The 15,937-nt window shown below is 52.6% G+C and carries 9 protein-coding genes, 15 tRNA genes and 1 rRNA gene; 22 read left to right on the plus strand and 3 right to left on the minus strand.

Translation table 11 applies throughout. The features are described 5' to 3' along the window. The first annotated feature begins 288 nt into the window (after positions 1–288). The 17 genes from rrf to ACFO1S_RS09730 all read left to right on the plus strand — a co-directional run bounded on the left by rrf (position 289) and on the right by ACFO1S_RS09730 (position 4,253). Positions 289–405 (plus strand): 5S ribosomal RNA (gene rrf, locus ACFO1S_RS09650). Between the two features lie 28 nt (positions 406–433). Continuing rightward, positions 434–509, plus strand: a tRNA-Asn gene (locus ACFO1S_RS09655). Between the two features lie 3 nt (positions 510–512). Continuing rightward, a tRNA-Ser gene (locus ACFO1S_RS09660) sits at positions 513–605 on the plus strand. A 20-nt stretch (positions 606–625) separates the two neighbouring features. Next, a tRNA-Glu gene (locus ACFO1S_RS09665) sits at positions 626–700 on the plus strand. A 100-nt stretch (positions 701–800) separates the two neighbouring features. Then, positions 801–877: transfer RNA gene (locus tag ACFO1S_RS09670), tRNA-Met, on the plus strand. A 35-nt stretch (positions 878–912) separates the two neighbouring features. Continuing rightward, positions 913–989: transfer RNA gene (locus ACFO1S_RS09675), tRNA-Asp, on the plus strand. A 10-nt stretch (positions 990–999) separates the two neighbouring features. Then, a tRNA-Phe gene (locus ACFO1S_RS09680) sits at positions 1,000–1,075 on the plus strand. A gap of 21 nt (positions 1,076–1,096) precedes the next feature. Then, positions 1,097–1,172, plus strand: a tRNA-Thr gene (locus ACFO1S_RS09685). Positions 1,173–1,191: 19 nt separating this feature from the next. Next, positions 1,192–1,275: transfer RNA gene (locus tag ACFO1S_RS09690), tRNA-Tyr, on the plus strand. An 18-nt stretch (positions 1,276–1,293) separates the two neighbouring features. Beyond that, positions 1,294–1,367 (plus strand) — tRNA-Trp (locus ACFO1S_RS09695). A 23-nt stretch (positions 1,368–1,390) separates the two neighbouring features. Continuing rightward, positions 1,391–1,466, plus strand: a tRNA-His gene (locus tag ACFO1S_RS09700). Positions 1,467–1,483: 17 nt separating this feature from the next. Continuing rightward, positions 1,484–1,558 (plus strand) — tRNA-Gln (locus tag ACFO1S_RS09705). A gap of 74 nt (positions 1,559–1,632) precedes the next feature. Continuing rightward, positions 1,633–1,707, plus strand: a tRNA-Gly gene (locus ACFO1S_RS09710). A gap of 16 nt (positions 1,708–1,723) precedes the next feature. Further along, positions 1,724–1,797, plus strand: a tRNA-Cys gene (locus ACFO1S_RS09715). A 14-nt stretch (positions 1,798–1,811) separates the two neighbouring features. Next, positions 1,812–1,888, plus strand: a tRNA-Arg gene (locus ACFO1S_RS09720). Between the two features lie 18 nt (positions 1,889–1,906). Beyond that, positions 1,907–1,988 (plus strand) — tRNA-Leu (locus ACFO1S_RS09725). A 171-nt stretch (positions 1,989–2,159) separates the two neighbouring features. Beyond that, positions 2,160–4,253, plus strand: a complete 2,094-nt coding sequence (locus tag ACFO1S_RS09730) for an AraC family transcriptional regulator (RefSeq protein WP_204603805.1) — start codon at positions 2,160–2,162, stop codon at positions 4,251–4,253. A gap of 77 nt (positions 4,254–4,330) precedes the next feature. Here the strand turns inward: ACFO1S_RS09730 and ACFO1S_RS09735 are convergent, their stop codons facing one another. Further along, the gene (locus tag ACFO1S_RS09735) at positions 4,331–5,755 is read right to left on the minus strand and encodes a M56 family metallopeptidase (protein ID WP_204603804.1); all 1,425 of its coding nucleotides are present in this window, start codon (positions 5,753–5,755) and stop codon (positions 4,331–4,333) included. Between the two features lie 9 nt (positions 5,756–5,764). After that, complete coding sequence (locus ACFO1S_RS09740; RefSeq protein ID WP_204603803.1) at positions 5,765–6,142, minus strand: BlaI/MecI/CopY family transcriptional regulator; 378 nt, start codon at positions 6,140–6,142, stop codon at positions 5,765–5,767. Between the two features lie 227 nt (positions 6,143–6,369). Between ACFO1S_RS09740 and ACFO1S_RS09745 the strand changes: the two genes are divergently transcribed. The 4 genes from ACFO1S_RS09745 to ACFO1S_RS09760 all read left to right on the plus strand — a co-directional run bounded on the left by ACFO1S_RS09745 (position 6,370) and on the right by ACFO1S_RS09760 (position 13,966). After that, on the plus strand, positions 6,370–7,188 hold the full coding sequence (locus tag ACFO1S_RS09745; protein ID WP_204603827.1) for a DUF2935 domain-containing protein: 819 nt from the start codon (positions 6,370–6,372) through the stop codon (positions 7,186–7,188). Between the two features lie 331 nt (positions 7,189–7,519). Then, the gene (locus tag ACFO1S_RS09750) at positions 7,520–11,461 is read left to right on the plus strand and encodes an S-layer homology domain-containing protein (RefSeq protein WP_204603802.1); all 3,942 of its coding nucleotides are present in this window, start codon (positions 7,520–7,522) and stop codon (positions 11,459–11,461) included. Positions 11,462–11,608: 147 nt separating this feature from the next. Further along, the gene (locus ACFO1S_RS09755) at positions 11,609–12,490 is read left to right on the plus strand and encodes a helix-turn-helix transcriptional regulator (protein WP_204603801.1); all 882 of its coding nucleotides are present in this window, start codon (positions 11,609–11,611) and stop codon (positions 12,488–12,490) included. Positions 12,491–12,616: 126 nt separating this feature from the next. Continuing rightward, positions 12,617–13,966 (plus strand): DUF455 family protein, encoded by a 1,350-nt coding sequence (locus tag ACFO1S_RS09760; RefSeq protein WP_204603800.1) that lies wholly within the window; start codon positions 12,617–12,619, stop codon positions 13,964–13,966. Positions 13,967–13,996: 30 nt separating this feature from the next. Here the strand turns inward: ACFO1S_RS09760 and ACFO1S_RS09765 are convergent, their stop codons facing one another. After that, complete coding sequence (locus tag ACFO1S_RS09765) at positions 13,997–14,893, minus strand: helix-turn-helix domain-containing protein (RefSeq protein WP_204603799.1); 897 nt, start codon at positions 14,891–14,893, stop codon at positions 13,997–13,999. A 128-nt stretch (positions 14,894–15,021) separates the two neighbouring features. Between ACFO1S_RS09765 and ACFO1S_RS09770 the strand changes: the two genes are divergently transcribed. Continuing rightward, entirely contained in the window at positions 15,022–15,918 is an 897-nt protein-coding gene (locus ACFO1S_RS09770) for a phytanoyl-CoA dioxygenase family protein (protein ID WP_204603798.1), read from the plus strand. Positions 15,919–15,937: the final 19 nt, after the last annotated feature.

Raw genomic sequence — 15,937 nt, forward strand, 5'->3', positions numbered from 1 at the left:
GTGTGGAGCTGACGAGTACTAATCGGTCGAGGGCTTATCCTACGAATGACACTCAGGTTGATGATTTGATTCACCTTCTTCTTTCACCGCTTTTGTTTCGTATACCTGCACCGCAATGCACAGCATTGCTGTCTGCAAGTATACGGGCCGTGACGACTTCGTCGCACGGGTTCGCTTCCAGTTTTCAGGGCGCAAGAGCCTTGAATGTGACGCAAGCCTACAACGCAATGCATAGCATTGCTGCCTGTAGACTTACGTTCTGAGACGATTTGATCGCTCAGTATCCGGTCTGGTGATGACGGCGGAGGGGTTCCACGCGTACCCATCCCGAACACGACCGTTAAGCCCTCCAGCGCCAATGGTACTTGGACCGCAGGGTCCTGGGAGAGTAGGACGTTGCCAGGCTGGATCACAGATTTACTTTTGCTTGCATTCCCTGATAGCTCAGTTGGTAGAGCACTCGACTGTTAATCGAGTTGTCACAGGTTCGAGTCCTGTTCGGGGAGCCATATGGAGAGGTGTCCGAGTTTGGTCGAAGGAGCACGATTGGAAATCGTGTAGGCGCCTAAAGCGTCTCGAGGGTTCGAATCCCTCTCTCTCCGCCACAATTTATTCAAGCAAGCATGGCCCCTTGGTCAAGCGGTTAAGACACCTCCCTTTCACGGAGGTAACAGGGGTTCGAATCCCCTAGGGGTCACCATCTTTACAAAAGAATAAATTTAATTTGAGGCTTGCATTACATAAGCGATATGAGGTATGATAATTACTGTCGCTTTGCAAAGCAAGACGCTCACTAACGACGCGGGGTGGAGCAGCCCGGTAGCTCGTCGGGCTCATAACCCGAAGGCCGCAGGTTCAAATCCTGCCCCCGCAACCAATGATTTCATCTCGGCTTATTACCGAGCATAACGCGGAGCCGTGGTGTAGAGGCCTAACATGCCTGCCTGTCACGCAGGAGACCGCGGGTTCGAATCCCGTCGGCTCCGCCATCTTTTCCAAGGCTCGATAGCTCAGCTGGTAGAGCAGAGGACTGAAAATCCTCGTGTCGGCGGTTCGATTCCGTCTCGAGCCACCATTTAATAACTGCATACAGCATGCCGACTTAGCTCAATTGGTAGAGCAACTGACTTGTAATCAGTAGGTTGGGGGTTCAAGTCCTCTAGTCGGCACCATTTATGAACTCCTAATCGTGGAGGATTAGCGAAGTGGCCAAACGCGGGAGACTGTAAATCTCTTCCTTCGGGTTCGGTGGTTCAAATCCATCATCCTCCACCAGATCTTTCTACCTAACATAGGGGCATAGTTTAAAGGTAGAACAGCGGTCTCCAAAACCGTTAGTGTGGGTTCAATTCCTGCTGCCCCTGCCAACTGAATACCCTTTACGATCGTGGCGGTCGTGGCGAAGTGGTTAACGCATCGGTTTGTGGATCCGACATTCGGGGGTTCAATTCCCCTCGTCCGCCCCATTTTTACCCTCATGTATTGGGGATTAGCCAAGCGGTAAGGCAACGGACTTTGACTCCGTCACTCCTAGGTTCGAATCCTAGATCCCCAGCCATTTTCACTCTAAGAAGTGAAGATAAGCGTTGGAGCATGCACCGATTAGTTTTCGGGGCCCCGATAGCCTAATATGCGGAAATAGCTCAGTGGTAGAGCATCTCGTTGCCAACGAGAAGGTCGCGGGTTCGAGCCCCGTTTTCCGCTCCATCTCAATCTTGAATCTGGCGCCATAGCCAAGTGGTAAGGCAGAGCTCTGCAAAAGCTTTACCCCCAGTTCGAGTCTGGGTGGCGCCTCCAAAATCTCATAGTTTGCGCCCTTAGCTCAGCTGGATAGAGCGTTTGACTACGAATCAAAAGGTCAGGAGTTCGAATCTCTTAGGGCGCGCCAAGCAAGAAAACTGAATATGCCGGCGTGGCGGAATGGCAGACGCGCTCGACTCAAAATCGAGTGGGAGACCGTGGAGGTTCGAGTCCTCTCGCCGGTACCAAATCAACTAACGTGAAACTTGAGGGTTATTCCTCAAGTTTTTTTGCTTTTCTAGAAGCTCAGACCTTTACTGTTGGTTCCTATTTACCGAGTATTTAACTCACGCAGCATTGATAATCAATATCATTTGAACTAACATGTAATTGATAATGCTAAGAAAGAGTGATACCTGATGGCGGAAGACAGAGGCTCCAGCAAGTATTTTACTAAAGAAATGATTGCCGATGCTGTTCGACTGTGGACACGCTTATCCATTTCCCTAATAGATGTTCGTTTCCAGCTCATACAGCCGGATACGCCCATACATAAATACACAATGCCTACGAGCATGCTGGTCTATACGTATGGACATAGCGCTAATGTTAAGCTTGATAACGCGATTTACCGTTCTGAGCGGTTTAGCCTGTTTCATGGCGGAAAAGGAACTGAGTTGTGCATTGATCCCTGCGGAGGATGCTTGGAAGTATACATGGTGCTGTATAAAGCGGAGACCCCGCCATTTTACAGGAAGGAGCTTCTTCGTTTGCTGGAGCAGGCGAATCCATTTACGCAGCTGTACGGGTATTCACCGGAAAATCCGATATTTTTTGTAGATCGGCTTCAGACCATGCATAGCTGTTGGCAACGGGAATCGGCCATAAATCAGTTCAACGCGAAGGTTATTCTTTATCAGTTAATGCATGAAATCTATAAGGATTTAGAAAAGCGGGGAATACAGTTTCTTCGAACCGATATTATCGCATCGGCCAAACATTATCTTGATGAGCAATTCACGCAGCCGATATCGATTCAAGCGATAGCCGATAGGCTGTCGATCAGCGGCAGCCAGCTTAGTCGATTGTTCAAAAGACGGGAGCAGAAAAGCTTGCAGGAGTATCTGAATCAGAAAAGGCTTGACGCTGCCCGAGCGCATCTGCTCATCACGGATGCGACGATTAAAGAAATCGCGGCAGGCTGCGGTTTCATGGATGAAATCAATTTGATCCGTATGTTCAAAAAGTACTACAAAATGACGCCAAGCGATTATCGGAAAAAAAATGCAACAGACATGCGCGATTGTGATATTGATAACGATTCTCAACGTCATTACAATGATGAAGGACTAGCAAAGCTAGCCAAATCTACAGGAGACGGGGAGTTTTGGATGTTTGGTCAGACAAAGAGCAAGGAAATGATACTAGCAGCGGCTTTAAGCCTGATGCTGCTTTTAACGGCATGTGCATCGAATACACCCTCGAACACAAGCTCGCCAAGTCCGACATCGGCTCAGTCGCATGATCAGGCGACGCCGAGCGCTGAAGCAAAAGGGACAGAAGCGGCGCCGCAAACGCGAATTGTCGCAACGAAGGCCGGGAATGTCGAGATTCCCGCCGATCCGAAGCGAATCGTTGTGCAATCCATGTTTGCGGTTGGCGATATCCTGCCTTTCGGGAAATCGATTGTCGGCATAGATAAGTATTTTAAAGAATTCAGTGATCTCGAGGTGTGGGAGGAGCATTGGAACCAATATAATAAGCAGGGAGTATGGGAGAAGCAATGGGACCAAGCATTAGGGGATGTTGAGTTTATTGCATTGGAAAATGTGGAAGGCATACTTGCGCTTGAGCCCGACCTGATCATTGCCAGAATGGATGGTTTGGATGAAAAGCTAATTGAGCAATACCAGAAAATCGCACCGACCCTTTTTTATGATGCCCGCAATATGACAATGGAAGAAAGCATGGATTTTATGGGCGACATATTTGGCATGCCGGAGCGTGCGGAAGAGTTAAAGAAGGCATATGCCGCAAATATAGAGAAAGCGAAAAAAAGGCTGACGGATGCAGGATTAATAGACAAGAAAGTGGTGTTTATTCAAGGCGTTGAAGGAAAGTCGCCATCCATACATGGCGATAAAAATAGAGCGCTAGTGTACGATATTTTAGGCATGCATGCACCGGAGATCGTTGAAAGCAAGTACTTCTCAGCTAAAAATGCCGAGGCCGAAGGTTCAGGTTACAGTACTTCAATTTCATTAGAGGTGTTGCCGGAATACGTATCCGAGGCAGATATTATTGCTTATACATTTTTTGACGAGTCCGCAGAGGCTGCGAAGGCGAAGCTGGCAGAGGTTCCCCTCTGGGCAGAGCTTCCGGCTGTAAAGAACGGAAATGTATATTACTATTCGGTCAACGATACGATGATGAATTACGATTACGCCAGCCACTTGATCACACTTGATACTTTTGTAGACGGGCTGCTTAGGCTGCCAATCGCCAAGGAATAATAGAATAAGAAGCTGTAATGAAAAAAGCCGATTCGGTACGTATCCGAATCGGCTTTGATCGTCCGAGGCCCCTCTGATTATTGGGCAGCCTCGGCAGGGGCTGACGAACCTTCGGCGACAGGGCGTAGTTGGGCCTCAGCAGGAACCGATGCACGGTCAACGGCAGGCGCTGGCTGAGCCTCGGCAAGGGCCGACGAACTATCGGCGACCGGACGGAGTTGAGTCTCAGCAGGAGCCGATGCACGGTCAACGGCGGGCGCTGGCTGAGCCTCGGCAAGGGCCGACGAATTTTCGGCGATCGGACGCGGTTGAGCCTCGGCAGGAGTCGATGCCTGGTCAACGGCAGGTATTGGCTGAGACTCGATAGCATCTGATGCACTGTCGGTTGCAGGCTCTTGCTGAGTGTCAGAAGGAGCTGGATCATGGACAACGGAAGGCTCTTGCCGAGTGTTAGAGCCAGTCGGTTCATTGTCAATTCCGGTTGATAAGGGTTGATCACTCGCGGGAGCCGAGTCCCTATCAACGACTTTAGGCGTATTGTGGGAAGCCCATATTGCCGTTGCTGTGCCGATTGCAGCAATCAGAAGCAGCGCTGCGAGCGTTAGCAACAAATTTTTCTTGTTCAGTTCCTTTACATTAAGCATAACCGTTAATCTCCTTTTTAGTTGTTTGCCCTCCCCGGATAAAGAAGCGCAGAACTGTACCGGCAAATGCCTTGATCCTGCCATTACGTTCAAGATCGTTTCTCCATATCGCTTCCGCTCGGCATAGGACATCCTTTTGACGACCTCTTCATCGCAAGCCAGCTCGCTCCAGGTATGGATGTCCTTTCGGAGCATGTGAACCAAGGGATTGAACCAATGCAAGGCGCTGGCTGCCAACGTGAATGCCTTGACCCATAGATCTTTTCGCTTAAGATGAATCAGCTCATGGTGGAACACCATGGTCATATCCAAATTCGCGACATTCTCCTTGGGGAGGTAAATGGCAGGCTTTCCAAGTCCGACAAGAACCGGACTTCGAATGAGAGAGCTGTAAGCAAGCTCGACGTTGCTTTTCAAGCCAAGTGCATTCTTGATTAGAAAAAGCTGCTTACTCGTGTCGCTGCTTTTCGGTACGGGAGTACGCGTATGTTCCAGACTCTTGAGAAATCTTTGATAACAATACAATTGCCATGCTACAAAGCCTATCGCTCCGACTGCCCATAGGCATAGAAGGAGAATGGCAACGTGTGCCGAGATGGTCTGTTCAGGCGAGAGCTCTGAAAACGGCGTGGGTTGCGCAGGTTGCACGGTTGCCGGACGGGCTGCGAGAAGCCGCGAAATCAACGGAATGCCAAGAGCAATGGGACACAGATAGAACGCAACGGCCATTTTGCCAAGTCCGTAACGCCACTTTGCAGGTAAAAGCTCGACGGATACGCGTCGCAATCCGAGCATAAAAGCCGCAACGACGCTTCCGGCCGCGGTAAGAGTAAACAGAATTTCAAGAATAGTATTCATCGGCGGCACCTACTTATCTGAAAACCATTTTTTCAGTTCTGTAATATCCTCGTCCGAAAGCTTATCGCCGTCGTACATGGCTGAAATCAGATTTTTGACGGAGCCTTGATACAGCCCGTCCAGAACGTGTTGCGTTTCCAGCAGCTTATACTCCTCAGGCGTAATGCGTGGCGCGTATTTGTTGGTTCGTCCATCATGCCTCGCAGCGGTAAGCGCCCCTTTGTCCACCAAGCGCGAAAGGAAGGTAGATATGGTTTGCGCCTTCCATTCCTTTCCCTTTTGGGAAAACATGCGCAGCAGTTCAGTCGATGTGACAGGAGCCGTGCACGCCCAAATCGCCTCCATTAGCTCCAATTCAGTATCCGATAACTTTTGAACCTGGTTCATACGAACACCTCTTTGCTTCGCGATGCGTCCATCCCGAAGATAATTACTACGACGCGTAGTAAATAAAACTTACTACGTGACATAGTAGGTTGTCAAGCCAAAGCGTTGTGATCCGGGGAATCTTCTTCTTTTCGATAAAAGGTGGAATGTCCGAAATCAAGATTCCGGTTATCGAATGCGCAAGACGGTCATAACCATTAAAGGTGGAAATCGGGGGGGAGGGGCAGATTGTGAACGCCTTTGTGGTTCGTTCTCTGGACGAAATCCGTTTCTGGTCAAGGATTATGAAGGAGCATTCCCTTTTTCTAAAGCTTGGCTTCCGATGCGAGGACACCCAATTAATTCAGGAAGCTAATGCCTTCTATGCGCTCTTCGAGCAGATTGAAGCGAAATCGCATGCTTATTCGGCAGCGACCGATCCTCAGCTCATTAGAACGTTTAACGTAGAGGTGCACAATGCGGCCTCTCATATTTGGGCCTTTAAACGCAAGGTATTGGGGCTGATTCTCACCTGCAAGCTTCCTGGGGCTAACAACTTTCCGCTATTGGTGGATCACACCAGCAGGGAAGCAAATTACTTCAGGAACCGCCTCTCGGAGCTTAACAATGGTCAATTGGAGCCTTTGGCGGACGCCATTATCGACGAGAATGTTTTCTTTCTGAAAATTATGGCCGACCATGCCAAATTCATCGGGCATCTGCTTGATCCTTCCGAAAGAAAATTGGTGGAGCAAGCGCGGGAGTTTAGCCATGATTTTGACCAGCTGCTCTGGCAAGCGCAGGATTTAAGCTCCATGCGTCCGCAGTCTCAAACCCAGCCGCTGCTGAGCCAATTTCTAGATCAGAACCGGGTGTCCGTGGTCAGCTTGCGCAACTTTAAGAAGACCGCTCGGGATCTCATTGACGCCTGCCGAATTAAAAGCATCATTCATCCTCTGTTGGCGGATCATGTCTATCGGGAAGCGGAGCGCTTTCTGGCGATCATCGATATGTTCGAGAAGAGCTTGACCGGGGACCCGCCCCAAAGCCAGGGCGCTTGGCACTAGGTAAGCAAACGAGCAATGCATGAAGGAAGTCCTTCATGCATTGCTCGTTTGCTTACGGCTCTCTCTACCATTAGAGTAACGGCAACACTAGAGAGGCGGCTTACATGAAAGATTGGGCGCGTATTCGTGGATCAGGATTTTAACTGAACGCTGAGCGAGTTTCCCGTCTATTGCGAGACAAGCTGACGATTATAAAGCCTCGCATCTATCACATTAAGAGATCCTGCGGAAGACGGATTCCAAGGCTTTCTATGTTTAGTAAATGTTTATTCGCACTCTCCTATAATGTGGATTGACGAAAACATCGCAGAATCGAATGGGAGGCTACAAGATGTCGACAAGTAAAGAGAAAGAGATCGGAAAGAGGCTCGGTCAGAGAAGCAGTAAGGCGATTTTTCTTGTTCTTGCATTTCTGTTGGCGCTGCCGGCGCTGACGGGCGGGAATATCGCCCAAGCGGCGTCCGATACGAGCAGTTGGACGCTCGTAGACGACGGCGAACTTATCAAAGATAGGACAAAGAGTACTTACAATACCGACCTTATCGAGTATAACGGAGACCTGTATGTCCTATGGTCGGAAGATTCCGGCTACAACATTCTCATGCATGCGATGAAATATGATGGATCGGGCTGGACTTCCGTGGACGAGCTTCAATCGGGATGTATTCCGACCGGATGCCTGAATGCGTACGGGGATGAAAACAGGTACGGAAATAAAGCGGCTTTTCCTTCGCTTGCCGTATATAAGGGCAAATTGTATGCCTCTTGGTATGAAGGCTATCTCGGATTCGACTATCAAACCAGAGTCAGACAGTTTGACGGGACGGATTGGACGACGGTAGATGGCGGTACGTTGAATCTGGCGCCTGAATTGTCGTGGGATCCGCGAATAAAGGTTTTTAACGATGAACTGTATGCGATATGGCAAGAGGGTTCCCAAATTCAAGTTAAAAAATACGACGATACGGGAGCGGGATGGCAAGTTGCATCTCCGACGCCAAGTCTGAGCGGAAGTGGGGCGGGAAGCCCTCAATTGGCCGTATACGACGGTTCTTTGTATGCCGTGTGGCGCGAAGAATCGGGCATGCAGGGCGTGCAGAAGATCAAGGTCAGCCGCTATGTCGGAGGAACAAATTGGGAGTCGATAGACGGCGGAGGCTTTGGTTCCGATGAGGGCACGTATATCAATCATCCGAACGTGGCCGTATTCGGAGATAAAATGTACGTCGCATGGTCGGATAACGGTAAGGCTATTCGCGTCAAGTCTTACGACGAAGAGAACGGGTGGCAATGGGCGGACGACAATGCCGGGTTGAATTACACCGCCGGAAGCAACGTTTCCGTTCCGAAATTAATCGCATACGACGGCCATTTGTACGCCGCTTGGGTCGAGTCGAATACCGTCAGAGCGAAAAAGTACGACGGCACTAGCTGGACGACCGCAGACAGCGACCACGGGCTCAACGCCCGGATTGGCTCGACCGTCAATCATCCTTCGCTCGCCGTATATGGCGGCAAATTGTTCGCGGCATGGACGGAGAAGTACGATGGCAAGAACCAGGTTCGAGTCGCAAGAATGCCTGTGTTCCAAGCCCCCGACGCCCCGCAGTACGTGACGGCTGTCGCGGGAGACGGCGAAGCGACGGTCAGCTTCTATCCGCCTTCGAACAACGGAGGCAGTCCGATTACGGAATATACCGTAACGTCGGAGCCTGAAGGAATTACGAAGACGGGCAGTACCAGTCCGATCAAAGTGACGGGCTTGACGAACGGACAGAACTATACCTTCACCGTGAAGGCGAAAAACGCATTAGGAACCTCGGAGGTATCCGATCCTTCAAACAGCGTAACGCCGAAGGCGGGCTTTAAGATCATCGTACCTGGCGGATTAAACAGCCCAGCGGACGTGGCTGCCGACAACGACGGCAATATCTATGTTGCGGATTCTGAAGATGGTCAGGTTATCAAATACGATGCGAACGGCTCGCTCCTGTCGGAGTGGAAGCAAATCGACCCAAATTCGGAAGTTAATTTCGGTGTACCTACCGGCATTGCCGTAAGCGTATCCGGAAGCGTCTATGTCGCGGACAGCATGAACGCTCGGGTGTATTCTTTCAATGATAGCGGCAGTTTGCTGGGCATGATGGGCGAGAACGGCGAGTTGGCCGATCCGAGCGGCGTAGCCGTAGACAAGGTTAGCGGTAAAGTCTATGTCGCAAACTCATCTTCGTCCCAAATCAAAGTGTACGATGCGAACGGCAACCTTGAAGGAACATGGGGAGACGTTCCAGGCAACGGTACGGGACAATTCCGTTATCCTACGGGCATCGCCGTAGACAGCGACGGTAATGTCTATGTCGCCGACACCGGCAACCATCAAATTCAGAAATGGGACGCGAGCGGCCAGTTCGTTAAAAAATGGGGAAGCATAGGCAATTTGGACGGTCAATTCAATAGACCGGGCGGGGTCGCTGCGGATGGAGACGGAAACGTCTACGTCGCCGATACGTTTAACAGTCGGATTCAGAAGTTCGATTCCGAGGGCAATTTCCAGATGACGTGGGGAACGCCGGGAAGCGACGAAGGACAATTCGATTATCCTCGCGGCATAGCGGTAGATAATTATGGCAATGTGTATGCAGCGGACACGGACAACAGCCGCATCCAGATTTTGCGCAACGGTTCGTTGCTGCCGACGATCACGGCTCAGCCTTCGAATACGACGGCAGCCAATGGCAGCGCGAGTTTTAGCGTCACGGCGACGGGGATGGGATTATCCTACCAATGGCAAGTAGATAAGGGCACAGGGTTCGAGAATATAGATGGCGCGACGAGCCCGACGCTTACTCTTTCCAATGTCACGTCATCTATGAACGGCTACTGGTATCGGGTCGTAATCGCCAGCGGCACGCAGTCGTCGACGTCGAACGCGGCCAAGCTGACAGTGAACTCAAGCCCGGGAGACGGATCCGGGCCATCGGGATCCACGCCGTCGACAGGGCCGGCTGCGGGAACCGAGGGCAGCAATGCGGATATTCTCGTCAACGGTAAAGCAGAGAGCGCAGGCAAGGCAACGACGACGATGATGAACAATCGGAAAGTTACGACGATTGCGGTTGACGCGGACAAGCTGGACCAGCGTCTAGCCGCGGAAGGAGACCGTGCGATCGTAACCATTCCGGTCGGCGGCGACTCCGATGTCGTCATCGGGGAATTGAACGGTCAAATGATCAAAAATATGGAGAACCGGCAGGCGGTTCTGGAAATCCGTACGGATCGCGCGACCTATACCGTACCTGCGCTGCAAATCGACATCGATGACATTTCCAAACAAATCGGCGCTTCGGTGGCGCTGAAGGACATCAAGGTACGGATCGAAATTGCGGCTTCCGCGGCAAGCACAGCACAGCTGGCGGAAGGCGCCGCCAGCAAGGGGGATTTCACGCTGGTTGCCCCGCCTGTGGATTTTACGATTACAATCTCGTACGGAGATAAGACCGTCGAGATCGCGAAGTTTAACGCTTATGTGGAACGGACGATCGCGATTCCGGATGGCGTAGATCCGAACCGGATTACGACGGGAGTCGTCATTGAACCCGACGGCACGGCGCGTCACGTTCCGACTAAGATCATCGTTGTGGACGGTAATTATTACGCTCGAATTAACAGTTTAACCAACAGCACGTATTCGGTCGTGTGGCATCCGCTTGCCTATCGCGATTTGGCGGGCCATTGGGCGCAAGAAACGGTGAACGATATGGGCTCGCGCATGGTGATCGAGGGGGCGGGCAGCGGCACGTTCAGCCCCGACCGCGACATCACCAGAGCCGAGTTTGCGGCGATTGTCGTTCGCGGACTGGGACTCAGGCTGGAAAAAGGCCCAACGCCTTTCGCGGACGTAGCGGCATCCGACTGGTATGCCGGCGCGGTTAATACGGCTTACGAATACGGCCTGATCGACGGTTTCAAGGACGGCAAGTTCCGTCCGAATGACAAGATTACGCGGGAACAAGCCCTGCTGATTATCGCCAAAGCGATGTCGATAACCGGATTGAAGGATAAGCTTCCCGTGAAGTCCGCAGATACCCTGCTGAAAAGCTACTCAGACAACTCGGCCGTGTCCGGTTGGGCGCGAAGCGGAGTGGCCGACAGTGTGCAGGCCGGCATCGTGACGGGAAGAAACGGCATGACGCTGGCTCCGAAGGCATATATGACCCGGGCCGAGGTCGCAGCCATCGTCAGCCGGCTGTTGAAGGAATCGGGCCTGATCTAGCATTGGATTTGAGAATAGCCGCTTCCGGCCGACATTTGCACATGTTGGCGGAAGCGGCTTTTTAAGTGGGCGTCCGGCATGGCAATTGACAGCGCTTACTGCTCCCTCTACCATTAGAGTAACGGCAACCCGAGGGAGGCGGCTTCCATGAGAGATTTGGCGCGTATCGTCGATCAGGCCTTTAACCGAACGTTGAGCGAGTATCCCGTCTATTGCCAGACGAAGCGGGATGCTGTCGTGATGCCGTTCATGCATGCCCACGAGGGCTATGAGTTTCATTTTTCCTGTTCTTCCGTCGGCATCTGTATGGCGGGCGAACGGGAGTACGGCTTTCATCCCGGCAAGCTGACGATTATAAAGCCTCGTATCTATCACATTATTCGCACCACCCAATCCTCGGAGTACGTTCGCATTATTTTGTCGGTAGACGAGACGTATATTCAGGCGCTGGCGGATATCGCGCCGTTCGTGGCGGAGCTGATGGAGGAATGGTTCGCAGCGGACGGCGAAGGGCTGGCGCAATTGCAGCTCGCGACGAAGGAGGATGCGGAGGCGGTTCGGCAGCTGCTGCAGACGATCGAGCGAGAGCTGGAGCAGCGCAGGACGAATTACCCGTTGCTGATCAAGGCGAAGCTGCTGGAGCTGTTCGTCATCCTGGGACGGCAGAGCTCCGTAGAGCTGACGGAGAAAGAGGTTCCGTCCGCCTACCGCAAAATGATGGACGAGATTGCCGATTTTCTGACCGAGCATCATCATGAGAACCTGTCTATGCCCGAGCTGGCGGCCAGCCATCATGTTTCCAAGTCCTACATGTACAAGCTGTTCAAGCAGCATACGGGATATACGCCTCATCAATTCCAGCTTCTTCAGAGAATCCATCGCGCGAAAGCGCTGCTGAGCGGAACGGAGAGCTCGATTACGGAAATCGCCTTAAGCGTCGGCTTCGGAGAAACGGCGCATTTCAGCCGTCTGTTCAAGGAGGCTACCGGGGTAACGCCTGGGTTTTATAGAAGCAGCATGAGAGATTGAGGAAGGCCGGCTGCTCCGGCAGCAAACGCTGTGGACGATTCTGCAAGCAATGGAGAATCGGATCCAAGCGTTTTTTGTCGTTGTCCGTTAAGGTGGTTTTAAGACCTAATGACGAGGTGAAGGATCATGGCGAAGCCGAAGGCGATTGTCGTAGACGTGAACGATCTGGGATTTCTGGACAATGAGAATGACCGCACGGGCTCGTTCGTAAGGCCGGTAGATACGGCCAACATGCTGAAGGACATTTACTGGATCGAGTTCGAGCTGTCCCGGATGACGATGGGCTGGATGTCGGCGGCGGCGGATTGGGGGCTCAAGGGCGAGCTTGTAAGGATGGCCTATTTGCACACGGAGCATATGAAGCACTTGAGGGAGAGAATCAACGAGCTTCCGGGGGCTGCGTTAAGCGATCGCTCCTGGACGCCGAATGAGGTTTCGAACGTGTTCGCTTCAATCGTGCTTGCGCCGGCTTTTCTTGAGTTCGCGGCAACCTATCGGATATTCGTCAACAAGCTTTACGACAAATACGACCGCATGGTCGAGAAGCTGGACCCGATACTGGATGCGCCGACGTTGGATAAGTGGCGGGCGATCGAGATGGACCGAACGCAGCTCTCGACCTGGCTCTCCAACGAAATCCGGTTTGCCTATGTCGATGATTCCGAAGGAAGGGCGAGATTCGAGACGTGGTGCCGATTTGTAAAACGGATGTGGGACGGCCTGGACGGAGGAGATCGGCTCGAAGGCTTCGCATGGCCGGAGATGCCGGCCGTGACGCCTGCAGGTCCCGTACCGGTCGTGCCTGCACACGATCCCAACTATCCGCATGTCGATCTTACTAAGTACAAAAGCGCGATGTTCGATCCGGCTTCCCCGACTTACGACAGCGTGAAGCATATGGTATTCATCAACGCGAGCGAGATGTCCGCATCGGAAAGCTTGACCTACCTCTACTATGGCATCCAGAAAATGCCGATGGATTTCTACCACGACATTGCGCGGCATACGTGGGATGAAATCCGGCACAGCCAGATGGGGGTTCGCAGACTGAAGCAGATGGGGTACGACACGAGAGATTTCTCCTGGCATCCGTCCACGGCGCTTACGCCGGACAATCTGGAACGAACCTTCCCCGAGTTCTATTCCAGTCTGACCATGGTAATGGAGCCTTGCTCGTTCATCAAGAAACGCAAATCGATCGAGGCCTTCAAGCAATTCGGAGATTATCTGTCCTCGCTCCAATCCGAGTATGACATTGCCGACGAACGGCTGCACGTCAACTTCGGGAAGAAGTGGGGCGCCAAGCTGTTCGAGCAAATGAACGATTTCGTGACGGCGAATTCGGTTGCGGAGAAGGCGAAGCAGCTGCATCTGAGAAAAATGGGCTACACCGAGGAGGAGATCAACTCCGTGCTCGGCAGCTTTCCGGAATTTTGCGGCTTTGCCACGCTTGATCTGACGTATGATCGTTACTGACCTGGCCACGGACATTCCCGGCTTGCTCATCTAATGGCTGCGAGCCTCGTGCGAGCGGCTGCGATATCGCGTAGGAGATTCGCCGATAAACTGCTTGAATTGCTTGCTGAAGAAATAAATATCCGCATACCCGAGCGTCTCCGCAATCTGGGAGACGTTCATCGTGCTCTCGGACAGAAGCTGACAGGCGCGGTCGATTCGCACGCGGGCAAGATAGTTTCTGACGGAATAGCCGGTCTGCTCCTTGAAGAGAACGTTCAAGTATCGGGGAGATATCCCGGTCAGACCGCCGAGCTCGGCATGGCTGAAGGGCGCGGCGACGTTCTCCTTCATCAGGCGAATCGCTTGTCTGACAGCGGGATGGCGGCTGCCCGCTTGCGGTCGATCGGCGGAGCATTCCCGCAGCACCAGACAGAGCGCGGCCTTGAGCACAGCCTCGAATTCGGCTTCGATTGCCGGGGAGCGCTCTTCCTCATCCAGGGTAAGCAGCCGATTGAGCAAGCTCTCGAACCAGACGGTATCTTGAATGACGCTGCATCGGGGCAGCTTCTCCAGCGCTTCGTGTCGTTCGGCTGAATTCACCGGGTTCACGCCCGCAGCGGCTGCGGAGCTCCGTTCTGCCCGGAAATGGACGAACAGCACGGTAAGCCGTTGGTCCGGATGCTGCTGGGCGAAGATGGCGTCGCCTGGACGAAGCAAAAAGCAGCTGCCGGGCACAATCGGATAATCGACGGACTGGATGCGGATCGTGCCGGCGCCCGAAGCGACGTACCACAAATCGTAATCGGGGAGCGGGTAGGGCTTCCAGTTCCAGTCCTTCTCGCACTTCGCCTTGCCGGAGGTTCTTCCGCTCGACAAGGATAAGTCTCCGAGCAAGGCGGATGGTGGAAGAATGGGCTTGCCGTCGGAGCCCAGACTGTCGTCCATATCGTATTCCTCCTGATTGATATGTATTTCGGTACAAATTTTTCGAAATTCGTAACATTCCCTTAAATCCATAACACGTATAAGATGATTATAACACGCAATCCAATAAACAAGGGAGTGTTATGGATATGAGTACAAATCAAAGCGATAGAGACGGTCAGGTCGCAGCGCTGTATAACGGAGGCGCTGTCGCGATGAGGGAAGGGCAACCGACGCAGGAGGAGATCGCGTCCCGTCTATACCGTTACGATACAATCGCGCCGCTCCTCGGCTCGCTGGACGACATCGGTCCGCAGCAGCTTCGGGAATATAAGGAGCAGGGATTTCTGGCTGTGGCGAACGTGCTTGACGCGGAGGAGGTGCAGCAATCGACCGATGCGCTGATGCGTTTGATTTTCGAGGATGCCAAGGGGGCCAAAATTCAATTTACGAAGCCGCAGAGTCAATTGCACAGCCGCGAAGAACGAGAGCTGGCCGTCCGGAAGGTTCACGAATTCGTAGCTTGCGACGATACGTTAAGAAGCATCGCGTATCAACCTAAGCTGTTGGCCGCCATTCGCGAAATTCTCGGGGAGGAGCCCATGCTCGTGCAGGATATGGCTTTGCTTAAGCCGCCCCATGTCGGCGGCGAAAAGCCGTGGCATCAGGATATGGCTTACGGTCCGCTTGCTTTCGAGAAGCCGGTCGTCGGGGTATGGATCGCGTTGGACGAAGCGGCGCTCGACAACGGCTGCATGCACGTTATTCCTCGATCGCACATGGATGGCGGCGTACCGCATTATGCTGTGCGGGATTGGCAAATATGCGACACGAACGTAAGGGTGGAGCAGGACGTTGCCGTCCCCTTGCCGCCTGGCGGTGCGCTGTTCTTCCATGGCATGATTCATCACGGCACGCCTCCGAACAAGTCGGGGAAGCGCCGCAGGGCGCTGCAGCTTCACTATGCTTGTCAGTCTTCCCGCAAGGTAAGGCCGGATGAATACAAGCGGATGTATACGAACGAGATGACCGACGCGGAATGTTAATTGAAGAGGATCGTTAGGA

This window comes from Cohnella boryungensis (assembly GCF_042651945.1).
GTDB classification, from domain to species: Bacteria; Bacillota; Bacilli; order Paenibacillales; family Paenibacillaceae; genus Cohnella; species Cohnella boryungensis.

What these genes read in the sequence shown, in the direction of transcription:
- ACFO1S_RS09730 (WP_204603805.1), top strand. Translation starts at nt 2,160, where the DNA reads ATGGCGGAAGACAGAGGCTCCAGCAAGTATTTTACTAAAGAAATGATT.
- ACFO1S_RS09735 (WP_204603804.1), bottom strand. Translation starts at nt 5,755, where the DNA reads ATGAATACTATTCTTGAAATTCTGTTTACTCTTACCGCGGCCGGAAGC.
- ACFO1S_RS09740 (WP_204603803.1), bottom strand. Translation starts at nt 6,142, where the DNA reads ATGAACCAGGTTCAAAAGTTATCGGATACTGAATTGGAGCTAATGGAG.
- ACFO1S_RS09750 (WP_204603802.1), top strand. Translation starts at nt 7,520, where the DNA reads ATGTCGACAAGTAAAGAGAAAGAGATCGGAAAGAGGCTCGGTCAGAGA.
- ACFO1S_RS09755 (WP_204603801.1), top strand. Translation starts at nt 11,609, where the DNA reads ATGAGAGATTTGGCGCGTATCGTCGATCAGGCCTTTAACCGAACGTTG.
- ACFO1S_RS09760 (WP_204603800.1), top strand. Translation starts at nt 12,617, where the DNA reads ATGGCGAAGCCGAAGGCGATTGTCGTAGACGTGAACGATCTGGGATTT.
- ACFO1S_RS09765 (WP_204603799.1), bottom strand. Translation starts at nt 14,893, where the DNA reads ATGGACGACAGTCTGGGCTCCGACGGCAAGCCCATTCTTCCACCATCC.
- ACFO1S_RS09770 (WP_204603798.1), top strand. Translation starts at nt 15,022, where the DNA reads ATGAGTACAAATCAAAGCGATAGAGACGGTCAGGTCGCAGCGCTGTAT.